Source organism: Exiguobacterium sp. 8H (assembly GCF_902506255.1).
Taxonomy (GTDB): Bacteria; Bacillota; Bacilli; order Exiguobacteriales; family Exiguobacteriaceae; genus Exiguobacterium; species Exiguobacterium profundum.
The window spans coordinates 1,394,044-1,408,980 of record NZ_LR733429.1; the positions used below are offsets into that span (position 1 = coordinate 1,394,044).

The following is a 14,937-nucleotide window of genomic DNA, read 5'->3' on the forward strand; positions in this document are numbered from 1 at the left end:
GATTGTCCTCACTTTCAACGCGTTTCATCATACATCCCACCGACCGGCCACATCTCGAGTGACGCCTGCTGACGGAGCGAAATGTCCGTCGTCCACGGCGTGAACGAGATGTCGGCCGGAGTGAGCGATACATCAATTTGGGGTGGTGTGATATTCCACTCGATTTTCACATCCGCCGGCGTATACGTCAACTTGACACGATCGATTGATTTTGGCATGTAGCCCATGTCAACAATCGGATATGGGTCATTCACTTTCTCAGCCGCTATCGAAGGGATCGGATTCCCGTTCTCGATTCGCATCATGCGGTCGCCGTCTCGAGCGATATTCGCCATCGCTTCTCGGGCACCTTGTTCCCCAATCCGCCCGAAATGTTTACCGAGTTCGAGCACACCCTTCAGATTGCTCTCACTTCTCGCTACTGATGAATCAACCTCAAGCTTCCCTTCTGTCGTCTGTTGCGTCATCTCGGCTCTCCCTTGTTGGATGGACAGGTCGGCCCGTCCCTGACGCATCTCGAGTACCGGTCGATTGGATGTCATCTGGATTGCGGCCTGTGTCTGCCGCATCTCAAGTCTCGCGAGATTCATCATCAATTACCGTAAGAAGTCGAGGAGCGTCGGCTGAATGATGCGGGCACCTGCAGATAACGCTGCACGGTGTACAGTTTCATGTGACTTCAGCTCCATAATGACTTTTTCTACATCGATGTCTTCATTATCAGACATGATGGTCTTGGCGATAATCTCATGATCTTGAAGACGATTGTCGACGAGCTCCAAACGGTTTGCTCGGGCACCGAGCTCCGCCCGTTCCGTGATCAAGTTTTGACCGAGTGTGTCGAGCGTATCAAGTTCTGCAGACAAATCTGCCCCGGCAGTCGTTGGATCATTAAGAAGTGTAGTTAATTTATGAAGCCCTTCAAATAACTCCTTACCAAAAACCGTTTCCGGTTGCATGTTCACTTGTACAGTAATTCCTTTTGACACTTCAAATTCGATCTCCCCACTTGTTGCAGGTGCCGTTCCACTCTCATAAATCGAATCGACAGAACCAGCCGGATTCGCTAAATACGCTTTTAACTGGTCGACATTGATGAGAGGTTGATCTGTCTTCGTACCGTTATAAATATACTTTTCACCTGCTTTTGAGTTCGCAAGTGAACCGATGTGTTCGATCAATTGATCGACCTCGCTCTTGATGATGGCACGTTGCGACGATTCATACGTATCGTTCGCCGCTTGTGTCGTCAACTCACGAATCCGCTTGACAGCTTCCGTGACTTCGTTCAATGTCGAGTCCGTCAAATCCATCCAACTTGTCGCTTCGCTGACGTTACGTCGGAATTGGTCGACTTCTCGCACCTCAGTCCGGTAACGGATTCCCTGCATCGCAACGACTGGATCCTCCGATGCTTTTTGAATCCGTTTCCCGCTGATGAGCTGTTCCTGGACACGAGCGAGTGTGTTGTAACTACTTGATAAATGCTTCAAGTTCGTCTGTGTGAGCATTGTCTGTGTGACACGCATCAGTCATTACCTCCCTACGACACCCATGCCGTTAATGATTTTGTCTAACATTTCATCGACAGCTGTGATATTTCGAGCCGCCGCATTATAAGCGTGTTGATATTGAATCATCATCGTCATTTCTTCATCGAGCGAGACTGCGCTGACCGATAACCGACGTTGGTCCGAACTACTTAAGAGAGCAAATGTACTCTTTGCCAAGTTCGCGTTTTGGCTAGCCTCGACTGCCATGTTTCCGATAACATTTTGATAGTACTTGCCGATCGAGGTTGAGGTCGTAACCGAACCCGCAAAGTTAAGCGCACTTTCTTTCAATTGCGCAAGTTCGAGAGCACCACTTCCATCCCCGATGTTCCCGTCCTTAGATGCTGCAATTAGATCTAAGTTCTTCATGAAATCAGGATTCACTGTAATGGTAGCGGCGCTAGTAGTACCCACGAAAAAGTCAGTTCGACCGGCATTTCCGTCCGCGTCCATGTTTGTTCCATGCGCTACATTAAATGCTGATGCGAAGACGTTCGCCATCTCATCTAAGTCCTTGAGCATGTTGGTGAATGCCCCGTCGATTGCCTCTGGACCCGTTGCACTTCCGTACATTTCAACAAGTGCTTTCCATTTTCCGTTAGGCATGTCGGCATGTGTCATCGATGTATTCGTACCTGCAGCATCGGTCATGGTCATCCCATCAAATTTCCCAACTCCGCCCGAAAGACCGTCTACGAGTTTTACTTCTGTACCACCGACGACTACACGAATATCGATTCGTCCTTCTGCAACACGTTGCGAGTTCCCACGTGTTTCGCCGTTCGTGTAATCAACCGGCACACGTTCGAACTCAATGTATTGCGACAACTCATCCATGTAGCGATCGCGCTCATCATACAATTCATTTGGCAGAACACCAAGAGGCTCTGCATCACCGATTTGACGGTTGACGTCACTGATTTTCGTCAACAAATCATTGATTTTTTTCGTGACGACCCCTGCTTCGGTCTTTAAGTCATCCTGTACTTTAGTCAATGATGAAGACATATAGTTAAATGTCTGTGCCAACGTCAATGCTCGTTGCCGAACTACGCTTCGCGCACCCGTATCGTCCGGGTTGACCGACAAGTCTTGAAGTGATGCCCAGAACAAGTCGAGCGATTTAGCGAGTCCGTTCTCAGACGGTTCATTGATGATGTCTTCCATCCGACCGAACGCGGCTTCTTTCGTCGCATAGAAGGCGTTCTTCACCGACTCGTCACGATACTGTTGATCGATCATAAGATCGCGAATTCGGGCGAGCGTCTCCCCGCGTACACCTGTCCCGAATTGTCCGGCTTTGGTCCCGCCGAAGTTGACCGAGAGCTGTTCGGTCATCCCGAGTGTGAGTCGTTGGCGCGAATAGCCAGGGTTTGAGGCGTTCGCCACGTTATTCCCGGTCGCTTGAAGCGCCCATTGGTGTGTCGAGAGACTGCGGCGTGCCGTCTCTAATCCCATAAATGTTGAACCCATTCCACTTCCTCCTTAAACGTCACGGCTGAACGAGCGTGTTTCGAACGCTTGTTGTCCGTATGTAAAATCATCTGCTTCCGGCATGAGCATATCCAGATGCCAAGTAATATAACGAAGGGATTGTTCGAGCAACGTCGCGTTCAATTCGTTCTGTCGCTTTAACTCGAACAAGACCGGTCTCAATTCCTCTATCTCTTCATCGTCCAATTCATACGTCCCTTGAAGTCGTTCCGCTTCTTTTTGTGAAATTTGTCGGACGAGTTTCGCTTCTTCTTTGACGAGCGTGCTAAATGCCACCATGTCATTTTGAATGAGTTGCTGTTCTTTTGCGTAAGCCAATTCGAGTAACCGTTTATGTAATGTGAGCATGAGTCTCTCCTTTTTCAAAAAAAGAGCCGACTAAAGAAAGGGGTACCCCTTATTTAGTCAGCTTCCGTGCCGTGTTATTCAGTGCGAAGGCCTCAAACGGACCTCGCTTCCATTCATCCTTGTAGAAAGCGTTTAGCGATTTCGCGCGCGTCCCGTGAATATGTGCCTGCATCAATCTCCGCTTTTAAAGCGTCGATTTTAGCGAGACGGTCCGGATGTTTCACCGGTTCTTCAAACCGGGCGCGAGCTTCCGCCGAAATTGACAATTGGTCCGTTTGGCTTGATTGCGCGGGCTTCGGCTCGACTTGCGTTTTCTTTTCATAAGTGTTTGGTAAGTGTACCCACTTGGCTGAATCGATGCGCATGCGTCTTCCCCCTCTTCATGATGTTAATCCAAACGATAAGCGCGGATACTCGACTTTTTCGCCAAGCCCTCCTGCATCTCCTGTAGACTGGACAGTTCCTTCTGCATTTCTCTCTGGCAGTTCGAACAGATTTTTCCTTCATTCGTAGGCCGACCACAACGGACGCAGCTGATGGCAAGCGCCGGATTGTCTTTGATGATCAAGCGTCCTTCGTGGATGTATCGCGTGATATCAAGTTCAGAGACACCTGTCGCTTCGACGAGGGCTCCGATGGTCGTCTGTTTGTTGGCTGGTTCACGAATGAAATCGCGGACTTTCAAGAAGTTTTTATAATCGACTTCATTACATGATGGACAGTACGGTGAACGTCCCTGTTTCATAAACAAGCGCCCACACATTTGGCAAGTTGCTGCATCCATTGGTTTCACCTCTGCCCTTTATATCGGACGCGATTTTGATTTGTTTAGCGCCCGAAACAAGCAAATCGCAGAAACTTCTGATGCACCTGCCTGTCGCAACGAAAATGCCGCCTGATGAAGGGTCGTTCCTGTCGTATAGACGTCGTCTACAAGAATGATTTTCCCATATTTCACTGAAGTTGGTACAGTGAAAGGGTTCGTTCGGTGTCGTCTTCCTTCTTTCCCGAGTTCACGTTGACTTGAAACCTCCGTTTTTTCGAGAATCTGCCGCGTCGGACCGATATATCGCGCGAGCACCTCGGCCTGATTGAAACGACGTGTCTGAAGTCGCTCCTTACTCAACGGAATCGGAACATAGGTCACGCCAGATGAACGCAATGACCGAAGCGCTGGGGCAACCGATGAGGCAATGACGACATCCCCGCTGAATTTATATCGATGTAGCCAGTCAATTCCTGCATCATCGTACGCGTACAGGCACCGGACGGTCAAGTCGAGACCGAGTGCGAGCCAGCGGATGCAGTCCGGACACGTCTCACCGGTCTCATTTGGTTGACCGCAGCGTGGGCAACCTGTCCCGAGCGGCGTCAGTTTCGACTCGCAAGAGGGACACACCCAGTCCCGTCGCCATAACGTGGCAGGTGTCCACGGGACGGTCATCGACTCATGACAAAGAAGACATTTCATCGCCGATTCGCCTCCCTGATCTTCTGGATGGCAACATCTTGTCGGAATGTCCGCTCCTTGTAAAAGAAACAGACCTCTCCTGTCGGTGTGTCCGGTTTTCGCCCCGCCCGACCCGCCATCTGAATGAGACCCCGCGTCGAGAAGAGACGATGTTCACTTTCAACCACGGCGACCTGCACGTCGCGAACCGTCATCCCTCGCTCCCAGATTGAGGTCGCAAGGACGATCCCTTTCGTTTCTTGAAGCCAATGGAGTGTATCCAACCGTTCTTCCGTGTCAGCAGAAACGGTTTGACACGTGATACCTGCCTCTTGTAACTGACGTTCATATCGCTCCAAATCAGGCTTCGTCGGCACAAACAAGAGACGGGGTTTCAAGGCGTGACGTCGACAGAAGTCTAGGAGTCGTTCGTCGGACTGTTTGACAAGTGTCGGGACCGGCAAATCGAATCCGTGATAGCGCCGCGACAGATGAACCTTCGGAAGCAATTGTTGCCAAACGGTCGGGGTCGCCGTGATAAATAAGAAGACATTTCTCCCGGCCCGACGGATTGTATTCCAAAGTGCCACATCAAAGGCAAACGGGAAGGCATCGGACTCATCGACGAGCACATAATCGAACACGTCACGTAAATTCATGAGTAACGGTGCGGTCGCCACCGTGATCATCCCAATGGAGTCTTTTTCTCCCCCTCCATATCGTTTAGTGACAGGGACTGTGAACGCCTGTTCTAATCGTTCGACCCATTCGATGGCGACATCTTTCCTCGGAGAGACAACCAACACTCGCTTCCCTTCATTGACGACACGCTCAATCACGGGAAACGTCATCTCGGTCTTCCCAGCGCCACACACCGCATGCACAAGTCCCGTCCTCCGTTCGTCCCACCACGTGAGCAGTTGGTTCGCGACCCGCTTTTGGTCTGGGACGAGCTCGAATGGCATCGTCAATTCGGTCGTCTCGGTTGGAGTTGTGATGTCCCGTTCCTGTAGAAAATCACATCGGCAGACACGCCCGAGGTACAAACAATTTCGGCAATAGGCACAGCGTCCATGATGACAAGTGAACGTCCGGACGTGCGTGCTGAGACAGCGTTGGCAGATGCCGAAGCGGATGGCTCTTTTTCCTTTCGGTGCGACAATAAGTTCTCCCATAACCTGACTCCTTTTTGTCATCACGCTACCAAAATACCTATGTAAATACGATTCAACTTATCAAAAACAACATAGGTCTACTACACAAATAGGACCCGACGAAAAAGTCGGGTCCCATCTGTTAAATCTGTTTATAGAACATGATCGCCTCATATGGACGAAGAGACAACGACATTCCGTCGAGCTCAGGCACGTCGTAGTTGTGACTGACGACGTTCACCCGCTCGAATCCTTCTGGAATCGTGTACGTCGTTTCAATTCCATAGAAGTTGGCGACGACGAGTAGCTCCTCTCGGTCCGTCTTCCGTGTATATGCCCAAACGTCTAGCGAATCAGGAGTAAGAAGCGTGTAGTCTCCGTCCGTCAAAACGTCAAGTTCTTTTCGTAATGCAATCAAGTGTTTGTAGTGGTAGAACACCGAGTTCGGATCACGAAGCGCCGTTTCAACGTTCACGTCCTCATAGTTCGGCGCCACGTTGATCCATGGTGTGCCGCTCGTGAAGCCGGCATGTGTCGTTGCATCCCACTGCATCGGCGTTCGCGAGTTGTCGCGTGACTTCTGTTTGATGGCGGCCATCATGTCATCATGCGACACACCCTCTTCCCGCTTCAACTTGTAGATGTTGAGCGTTTCGATATCCCGATATTCATCGAGCGAGTCGAAGCCGGGGTTCGTCATCCCGATTTCTTCCCCTTGATAGATGTACGGCGTCCCTTGAAGGCCGTGGAGCACTGTCGCAAGCATCTTCGCGCTCTCGACGCGGTGGTTCGTGTCGTTCCCAAAACGGCTGACGACACGTGGTTGGTCATGGTTGCACCAGAAGATGGCGTTCCATCCTTTTCCGTGCATCCCACGTTGCCACGTCGACATGATGTCTTTTAATTGAATGAAATCGAACGGCGCCGCGACGAATTTCTCGCCGTTCGGATAGTCGACTTTCAAGTGGTGGAAGCTGAACGTCATGCTGAGCTCGTTCTCGTCCGGGTTTGAATAGCGTACGCAGTGATCGAGCGTCGTCGAAGACATCTCCCCGACCGTGATGACGTCATGCCCATCAAATACTTCTCGGTTCATTTCTTTTAAATATTCGTGGATGCGTGGACCGTCCGTATAGAACTTGCGACCGTCCGATATGTCTTCTGGGAAGTTCTGTTCTTTTGAAATGAGGTTGATGACGTCGAGACGGAATCCTTTGATTCCTTTTTTACGCCAGAACCGCATCATCTCGTAGACGTCCTCGCGCATCTGTTCATTCTCCCAGTTCAGGTCAGCTTGTGTCACGTCGAACAAGTGGAGATAATATTGTCCGCTCTTCTCATCATATTCCCACGCATTCCCACCGAACTTCGATTCCCAGTTCGTCGGTTCGTCGCGCCAGATGTAGTAGTCACGGTACCGCTCGTCTCCCGCCAATGATTTTTGAAACCATTCGTGCTCGGTCGAAGAGTGGTTGACGACGATGTCCATCATGAGGCCGATGCCCCGCGCCTCTGCTTCACGGATCAATTCGTCGAGGTCCTCCATCGTTCCGTAAGACGGGTCGATGGCATAATAATCACTCACGTCATAGCCATTATCGTGTTGAGGTGACTGATAGACAGGCGTCATCCAAATGTATTCGATGCCGAGTTCTGCCAAGTAATCCAGCTTCGCCGTCACCCCTTTAATCGATCCGGTCGCGTTCCCTTCCGGACTGTAAAAACTTTTCGGGTAAATTTGATAGACGACTGATTTGCGCCAATTTTTCTGTGTCATCAACGACATCTCCTTTTTGTAAGAGTTTTCATTTCAATAGGAAAGAGGGAAGAACTGCCGTCCCTCCCTCCCGAGTCATTACTTATGCGACTTTGTTTTCTTCAAGTTCACCTTTCTTCATGTAACGCTTCGACAAGATGAAAGTGAGCGCGAACGGAACGATGATCGCGATGACCATGCCCACGATGAAGAGAAGGATCTTATCTGTGAAGATTGAGAGGAATCCAGGGAGTCCTCCGACACCGATGGCGATTGCTTGCACATCGTTCAATGTGATAAAGATAGCAGCGATTGCCGACCCGATCATAGCTGAGTAGAACGGGAATTTATTTGGTAAGTTGACCCCGAACATGGCCGGCTCTGTGATTCCGAAATAAGCCGAGATGGCTGAAGTCGATGCCATGCTCTTTTGTTTCGCGTTGTGCTTGTAGACGAAGAACATCGCGAGTGCGGCCGAACCTTGAGCAATGTTTGAGAGTGCGATCATCGGCCAGATGAACGTACCGCCTGTATCTGCGATCAACTGAAGGTCGATGGCGATGAACAAGTGGTGCATCCCGGTGACGACGAGCGGTGCGTAGAACAATCCGAAGAGGAGTGCCCCGACGACCGGTACGGCTTCGAACGTGTTGACGAGTCCTGTCGCGATCACGTTCCCGATTCCACGAGTGACCGGTCCAACGATTGCGAGTGCGAGGAATCCTGTGACAACGATTGTTGTGATTGGAACGACCAAGAGTTGGATGGCGTTCGGTACACGTTTTTTCAAGAACATCTCGATTTGGCTCAAGATATAGGCAGCAGCGAGTACCGGCAAGATCTGACCTTGGTAGCCGACTTTCTCGATTTCGAAGAGTCCGAGGATATCAAACGTCGGGACATCTCCTTCAAGTGCTGCCGTTCCGTAGCCCCATGCATTCAAGAGGTCCGGGTGAACGAGTAAGAGACCCATGACGATCCCGAGTACTTCGCTCCCGCCGAATCGTTTCGTCGCCGACCAACCGACGAGTGCCGGTAAGAAGACGAATGACGTATTCGCCATCATGTTGATGAGATCCCAAAGTCCTTGTAAGTTCGGATACGCCTCGATGAGCGTCTGTCCTTCGATGAAGAGACCTTCCGATGCAAGTAAGTTGTTGATCCCCATGAGGAGACCGGCTACGATGATGGCTGGAATGATTGGCATAAAGACGTCAGAGAAGACTTTGACGAGTTTTTGAAGCGGATTCATTTTTTTGCCGCCCGCGGATTTGACCTCGGCGACCGTCGCCGCCTCAAGTCCAGCGAGCTTGATGAACTCGGTATAGACGCGATCGACATCGCCGGCTCCGATGACGATTTGATACACGCCGGAGTTCTCGAACGCCCCTTTGACGAGGTCGATTTCTTTCACGCGTGCCTCATCGACTTTTGATTGATCCTTGAGGGAGAGACGGAGACGCGTCACACAGTGCGCGGCCTTGTCCACGTTGTCTTTGCCCCCGATCGCTTCTAAGATCTCAGCGGCAATTTGACGATAATCTGCCTTCATGTTGAATGTCCTCCTTTGTTTGAAAACTGTAAATGAAAACGGTTACTTATGAGTACAAACAAAGTATAACTTATCTATATAAGTTAAGTCAACAACTTATATAGATAAGTTAAACATGAAAGTTTTGCGTCGTGATTTACTGTTAAAATTCCCCTATTTTGACTTAGGACAAACAAAAAACCCCTTCCTGTACGAAAGAGGTTTACCTACGGGCGACGTCGCTAAACTGGAACTTGTCCAATCGGTGACGCGACTCCGTATATTCAAATTGTTGTCCTTCATATAAGAACGTATCGTTCGTGATGACGATGACGTATTCATAGTCATGCAAGTCGAGCCGTTTCCGGTCAAGTTCCGTCACGTCTTCAGCTGCAATCTTCCGTTTCGCATAGCTGATTTGTAGCCCAAGCTCATCTTCGATATATCCATAAATCGATCGAGCCGCAATCTCTTCTGTCAGACCGGGGACGAGATCTTTGACGAAATAGTTGATATCTAAGATAACGTTCTCCCCGTCAAAGTTTCGAACCCGTTCGATGCGAAACACATGCGTCCCTGGCGCTAAGTTCATCCGTTCGGCGAGCCATGTCGGGGCTTCTATCTCTTCGAACGAAGCGACGTGGGTCTGAATGGAACGACCGAGCATGCTCGCGTAGACCTCTGAAAAACTGACGATGCCATTGAATTGAAACTCGATCTGGTCACGTTTCAACACGAACACGCCTTTTCCATGATGCTTCCGGACATACCCGTTCTCCTGTAAAAGATCGAGCGCTTTCCGGACCGTCCCCCGGCTGGCCTCGAACTGATGCATCAACTCGGTTTCAGACGGAAGCTTTGAGTCAGCGGGTCTCGTGCCATTTCGCATCTCTTCTGCCAGACGCTCAAAGATTTGGCGATATTTCGCCATTTCATTCCCTCCTCCATTGAAAAAGACGACCTTAGACGGTCGTCTCTCTTACCATTCGCGACGATACCATGTGATGCCGATTGCACCAGGTCCGAGATGCGTTCCGATGACGGGACCGAAATGGCTTCCCGAGATATGTGCTTTCGGGAACTTCTGCTTCATCGAAGCGATCTCTTCCGCCTGACGCTCCGGGCAGTTGGCGTGAATGATACCAATGCAGTACCCTTCCCCATCTCCGACAATCGATTCGTCCATCATCTCTTCGATTCGGCGTACGGCCTTCTTGTATGTCCGAATCTTCTCGAACGGGACGATCAATTTATCTTGGAAATGAAGGACCGGCTTGATTTGTAAGAACGATCCGACGAGCGCTTGCGCCGCACTCAATCGTCCGCCGCGTTGTAAATGGTCAAGGTCATCGACGACGAAGTACGCGCGAATCGAATCACGGACCGCTTCAAGTCGGGCGATGATTTCTTCTGGTGTCGCCCCGTTGTCACGGAGGTGAAGAGCCTCTTCGACAAGAAACGCTTGCGGCATACACGAAATCTCTGAGTCAAACGCATGAACCGTCACATCGACCATGTTATTTAGCGCGACCATCGATTGGTACGTTCCGCTAATCCCACTCGAGAGCGTGATTGCAATCACGTCTGTCACATCGTCCGGCAAGCTCTCAATCAATTCAACCGTCTCACCGATGACCGGTTGCGACGTCGTCGGCAGGTTCCCTGCCTCGATACGCTCGTAAAACGCCTCGGTCGACATATCAATCGACTCGCGGTACGACGCACCATCGAAGATGACACTGAGTGGTGCGACATGGACGTCATGTCGCGCCAAAAAATCATCCGACAGATAGGCGGTACTGTCGGTTAAAATCGCAATGTTTCCCATACTATATCCTCACTTTACGTCGTTTCATTTTTCCAATTATGTTAGGATTCCATTCCATATTGTAACACAAAAACGAGGTAAAGCATCGGTGACGCTCAAATCTCGACCCAACCCCGGCGAATCGCATCCACGACGGCTTGCGTCCGGTCGTTCACGTCCATTTTACGAAGTACGGAGGAGACGTGGTTTTTGACCGTCTTCTCACTGATAAACAGCATGTCACTGATGTCTCGGTTCGAGCGACCGTCAGCGAGAAGGTGCAACACCTCGACCTCACGGCGCGACAATAATTGATAGACCGGGTCATCTGTACGGCTCTCGACGCCACGTCCCGCCTGTTCCCCTTTGAATTGTAAGAGACGGCGGTAATCCTTCAGTACGTTCGTTGTCACTTTCGGATGAAGATACGCCCCATCCTTTGCGACGGCACGGACTGCCGAGATCAATTCTGTCGATGCGACTTCTTTTAATAAGAACCCTGATGCCCCCGCTTCAAGCGCATGTGTGATATACGACTCATCATCATGGATTGACAGAATGAGGACACGTGTCTCTGGTGAAAGAAGTGACAGTTGCTTCGTCGCCTCGATTCCGTTCATGTCCGGCATGTTGATATCCATAATTAGAATTTCCGGTTTTTGCTCGCCAGCGATGCGGATTGCTTCGCGTCCCGTACGCCCTTCGGCGACAACTTTAAATTCATCCTCCAAATCAAAAATCCGCTTCAATCCCTCGCGGAACAGTTCGTGATCATCCACGATCGCAATGCGTGTCTGTGTCATTTCCATGTATGTCTTCCCCCTTGTTCTCTCACGGAATCGGAATCGACATCCGGACGACTGTCCCTTTGCCGACTTCCGAGTCGATGGTGATGCTTCCGTTCACCAATTCAATTCGTTCGCGCATTCCGACAATCCCAAACGACTCTTCGCCAATTGCGCTCGGTTCAAACCCGATGCCATAGTCGCGGACGTGGATGTGAATCACGTCGCTCGCTTGCTCGACATTGACGATGATTTCGGCTGTTTTTGCATGTTTGATCGCATTTTGTACCGATTCTTGAACGAGACGGAACACGTTAATCTCCAGCTTCTCCGGTAATCGCGCACGCGACCCTCGATAGTTGAGACGTGTTTTGATTGCCGTATACTCCTCCGTTTGATGGAGATAGCGCTCGAGCGTCGGCAAAAAGCCTAAATCATCAAGCGACATCGGACGTAAATCATAAATCAAACGACGGACGTCGACGAGCGCCCCACGAATTAGCTTTTTCAATTCATGTAATTCGGCAAATGCCTCATCTTTTCCTCGTTTATCAAATGTCTTTTCAATCAGGTCGGCCCGTATCAGAATATGAGCAAGCGATTGCGCTGGACCATCGTGCATCTCGCGGGCGAGATGGCGCCGTTCGCGCTCAGCCGCTTCGAATACGCCGATGGCCATCTCTTGTTTTTTCATCATGTCCGAATACTCTTGCTGTAAGTCATCCCGTAAGAAGTTCAAGACGACACTCACGCGACCAATCAACTTTTCGGCACGTTCGATCGTGTCCTCTAAGATGAGCAGACGACGCTCTAAGTCGTTCCGGCGTTGCTGTGCCGCCATCTCTTCTTTTTGGACAAGAAAACGTTCGAGTTGCATTTGATTTGCCCGTTCGTAGGCTTCGCGAATTTCTTGTTCACTATGTATATGAAACTTTTTACTGACTTGAACGAGCTTGGCCTTTGCAGCTTTCACGAGTCGGTCGAGTCGATCGGACTCCTCGATGTAGAACTCGATTTTATCCGTCAATTCTTTTAACTCGTTTTGAATTGCTGAATATTCAGTTGCAGAACTTTCGGTTATACGGACAATCTCCTCTTTACTTTCCGTCACCGTTTCAATCATATTTGTTATGATATGTTCTAAAGCTGTCCGATCGGTAATATGATTCACGATGCCATCCCCTAATAGTTCGGTAGTTAATCCTCATCTATTCTTATATATCGTCCCACTCTAAACAGGTTTGTAGCGGACATGAGAGATTTTCTATAATTCCATTCGCTATAAATAGCGTATGTGCCTACTTGAATTCTAAAAAAAATATTTAAAAATAGAAAGGAGAATTTTCAGAAATGTCTATTGAGTCAAATTATACTATAAAACAAAGTGGAACATACGAAGTCGTTATCCAAAAATCAAAATTTATTGCTCATTTCAAACGTGTCGAAACAGAGGAAGAGGCGCAGGCGTTTATCCAAGCCACCAAGAAAGAGCATTGGAATGCAAACCATAACTGTTCCGCCTATATCATCGGGGAACGGAACGAGCACCAAAAAGCGAACGACGACGGTGAGCCGAGCGGTACGGCCGGCATGCCGATGCTCGAGGTGTTGCGCAAACGCCACTTGAAAGATACGGTCGTCGTCGTGACACGTTATTTCGGTGGAATCAAGCTCGGTGGCGGCGGACTTATTCGTGCCTACGGTGGAACTGTAAGCGAAGGACTTGATGCGGTCGGCATCGTCGAACGCCTACCGATGCAACAATTGACACTCACCGTCGACTATACATGGATTGGGAAAGTCGAAAACGAGTTGAGACAGTCTAGCTATCTGCTCGATGACATCATCTACGCGGACCTCGTCACGTTTCATGTCTCGGTACCCGTGGAAGAGACAGAGGAGGCGCTCGCTTGGCTGACAGACATGACGAACGGTCAAGGTCAGCTTCAAACTCATGGGATCCGCATCATCGAACGTGATTTCAAACGCTGAAACGCCTATACTAAAAGAAACGACTGAAATGAGGAAACAACATGAAAACACCCCCACGCAAGAAAAGATCACCTTGGAAAATTGTCCTCATCGTGTTGGGTGTCGTATTGCTCATCGGTGGTTCCGCTTTCGGCTATTTTGTCTTCAAAGCGAATGAAACCGCCGAAAACGCGAACAAGGCGTTGGAACGTGGCGACAAGTCAGAACGTCGCGACGAGACCATCGACTTGACGAAAGATCACTTTTCCGTCCTGTTAGCAGGAGTCGATGGCGGCGCCTCGCTCGAGGAAGGACGGACTGATTCGCTCATGGTCGCCACGTTCAACAAGGAATCGCGGCAAGTGACGCTCGTCAGCATCCCACGCGACTCATATGTCGACATCATCATCGACGATGAGGATCCGTTCAAAGACAAGATCAACCATGCTTACGCTTACGGAGGCATTGACACGACCATTGCGACCGTCGAGAACCTGCTCGACATCCCAATCGATTACTATGCGACCATCAACTTTGATGGAATCGAAGATTTGGTCGATGCGGTCGGTGGCGTCGAGATTGATGTCCTCATCCCCATCTCCGGAAAAGCGACCGGAAATGTCGAGCTAGAGCCTGGCGTTCAAGTCTTGAACGGAAAAGAAGCACTTGCCTATGCCCGGATGCGGAAGCAAGACCCTGCCGGCGACATCGGTCGAGCCGGTCGACAACAGCAAGTTATCGAGGCCATCATCAATGAGGCGACGACCATCAACTCGTTTACGAAGCTGAACCGGATCATGAATGCTGTCGGCGAGAACATCCGGACGAACATGACGTTGTCAGAGGCCTCACAACTTCAGCCTTACGCAAAATCGCTGAAGTCGTTCAACCGCGAAACACTTGAAGGGACGGACCTGACGCTGAACGGGGTCTACTATTATGAAATCGACCCGGCTGACCTTCGTGACGCCCAGGCCCTTCTCCAGACGGAGCTCGGCATGCCCGTTACAGCGGATGAACCATCAACTGACGAAACAGACGATACGATGACTGAGACAATCACGTACTAAAACAAAAATAGCCAGTAT

The 14,937-nt window shown here is 50.1% G+C and carries 16 protein-coding genes; 2 read left to right on the top strand and 14 right to left on the bottom strand.

The genetic code is table 11. The features are described from left to right. Window positions 1-14: 14 nt before the first annotated feature. From GVY43_RS07095 to GVY43_RS07160, 14 genes are all read right to left on the bottom strand, one after another. Window positions 15-569, bottom strand: coding sequence for a DUF6470 family protein (locus GVY43_RS07095; protein ID WP_236548936.1), 555 nt, complete (start codon window positions 567-569; stop codon window positions 15-17). Between the two features lie 27 nt (window positions 570-596). After that, the gene (gene flgL / locus GVY43_RS07100) at window positions 597-1,529 is read right to left on the bottom strand and encodes a flagellar hook-associated protein FlgL (RefSeq protein WP_159562671.1); all 933 of its coding nucleotides are present in this window, start codon (window positions 1,527-1,529) and stop codon (window positions 597-599) included. Window positions 1,530-1,535: 6 nt separating this feature from the next. Next, on the bottom strand, window positions 1,536-3,026 hold the full coding sequence (flgK, locus tag GVY43_RS07105) for a flagellar hook-associated protein FlgK (protein ID WP_159562672.1): 1,491 nt from the start codon (window positions 3,024-3,026) through the stop codon (window positions 1,536-1,538). Window positions 3,027-3,038: 12 nt separating this feature from the next. Continuing rightward, complete coding sequence (gene flgN / locus GVY43_RS07110) at window positions 3,039-3,395, bottom strand: flagellar export chaperone FlgN (protein WP_074036203.1); 357 nt, start codon at window positions 3,393-3,395, stop codon at window positions 3,039-3,041. 113 nt (window positions 3,396-3,508) lie between these two features. Continuing rightward, window positions 3,509-3,760 (bottom strand): flagellar biosynthesis anti-sigma factor FlgM, encoded by a 252-nt coding sequence (locus GVY43_RS07115; protein WP_074036202.1) that lies wholly within the window; start codon window positions 3,758-3,760, stop codon window positions 3,509-3,511. Window positions 3,761-3,783: 23 nt separating this feature from the next. After that, window positions 3,784-4,140 (bottom strand): flagellar protein, encoded by a 357-nt coding sequence (locus tag GVY43_RS07120; RefSeq protein WP_236548937.1) that lies wholly within the window; start codon window positions 4,138-4,140, stop codon window positions 3,784-3,786. A gap of 57 nt (window positions 4,141-4,197) precedes the next feature. Further along, entirely contained in the window at window positions 4,198-4,866 is a 669-nt protein-coding gene (locus GVY43_RS07125) for a ComF family protein (RefSeq protein ID WP_159562673.1), read from the bottom strand. Beyond that, a complete protein-coding gene (locus tag GVY43_RS07130; RefSeq protein WP_159562674.1) occupies window positions 4,863-6,020 on the bottom strand; it encodes a DEAD/DEAH box helicase family protein in 1,158 nt (385 codons plus the stop codon). The genes GVY43_RS07125 and GVY43_RS07130 overlap by 4 nt, the downstream gene beginning before the upstream one ends. Before the next feature lie 121 nt (window positions 6,021-6,141). Then, the gene (gene treC / locus GVY43_RS07135) at window positions 6,142-7,776 is read right to left on the bottom strand and encodes an alpha,alpha-phosphotrehalase (RefSeq protein WP_201302248.1); all 1,635 of its coding nucleotides are present in this window, start codon (window positions 7,774-7,776) and stop codon (window positions 6,142-6,144) included. 82 nt (window positions 7,777-7,858) lie between these two features. After that, window positions 7,859-9,307, bottom strand: a complete 1,449-nt coding sequence (gene treP, locus GVY43_RS07140) for a PTS system trehalose-specific EIIBC component (protein ID WP_159562676.1) — start codon at window positions 9,305-9,307, stop codon at window positions 7,859-7,861. 202 nt (window positions 9,308-9,509) lie between these two features. Next, the gene (treR, locus tag GVY43_RS07145) at window positions 9,510-10,217 is read right to left on the bottom strand and encodes a trehalose operon repressor (protein ID WP_159562677.1); all 708 of its coding nucleotides are present in this window, start codon (window positions 10,215-10,217) and stop codon (window positions 9,510-9,512) included. 48 nt (window positions 10,218-10,265) lie between these two features. Further along, window positions 10,266-11,114, bottom strand: coding sequence for a DegV family protein (locus GVY43_RS07150; RefSeq protein ID WP_159562678.1), 849 nt, complete (start codon window positions 11,112-11,114; stop codon window positions 10,266-10,268). A 95-nt stretch (window positions 11,115-11,209) separates the two neighbouring features. Continuing rightward, window positions 11,210-11,902 (bottom strand): response regulator transcription factor, encoded by a 693-nt coding sequence (locus GVY43_RS07155; RefSeq protein ID WP_159562679.1) that lies wholly within the window; start codon window positions 11,900-11,902, stop codon window positions 11,210-11,212. A 22-nt stretch (window positions 11,903-11,924) separates the two neighbouring features. Then, window positions 11,925-13,049, bottom strand: coding sequence for a sensor histidine kinase (locus GVY43_RS07160; RefSeq protein WP_196431028.1), 1,125 nt, complete (start codon window positions 13,047-13,049; stop codon window positions 11,925-11,927). 179 nt (window positions 13,050-13,228) lie between these two features. Here GVY43_RS07160 and GVY43_RS07165 point away from each other — a divergent pair, with 179 nt between their 5' ends. Together GVY43_RS07165 and GVY43_RS07170 are read left to right on the top strand one after the other, a co-directional pair. Continuing rightward, window positions 13,229-13,870 carry a YigZ family protein gene (locus GVY43_RS07165; RefSeq protein WP_159562680.1) on the top strand — a complete coding sequence of 214 codons (642 nt, stop codon included), beginning with the start codon at window positions 13,229-13,231 and terminating at the stop codon, window positions 13,868-13,870. 41 nt (window positions 13,871-13,911) lie between these two features. Beyond that, window positions 13,912-14,919, top strand: coding sequence for an LCP family protein (locus tag GVY43_RS07170; RefSeq protein WP_159562681.1), 1,008 nt, complete (start codon window positions 13,912-13,914; stop codon window positions 14,917-14,919). Window positions 14,920-14,937 lie beyond the last annotated feature (18 nt).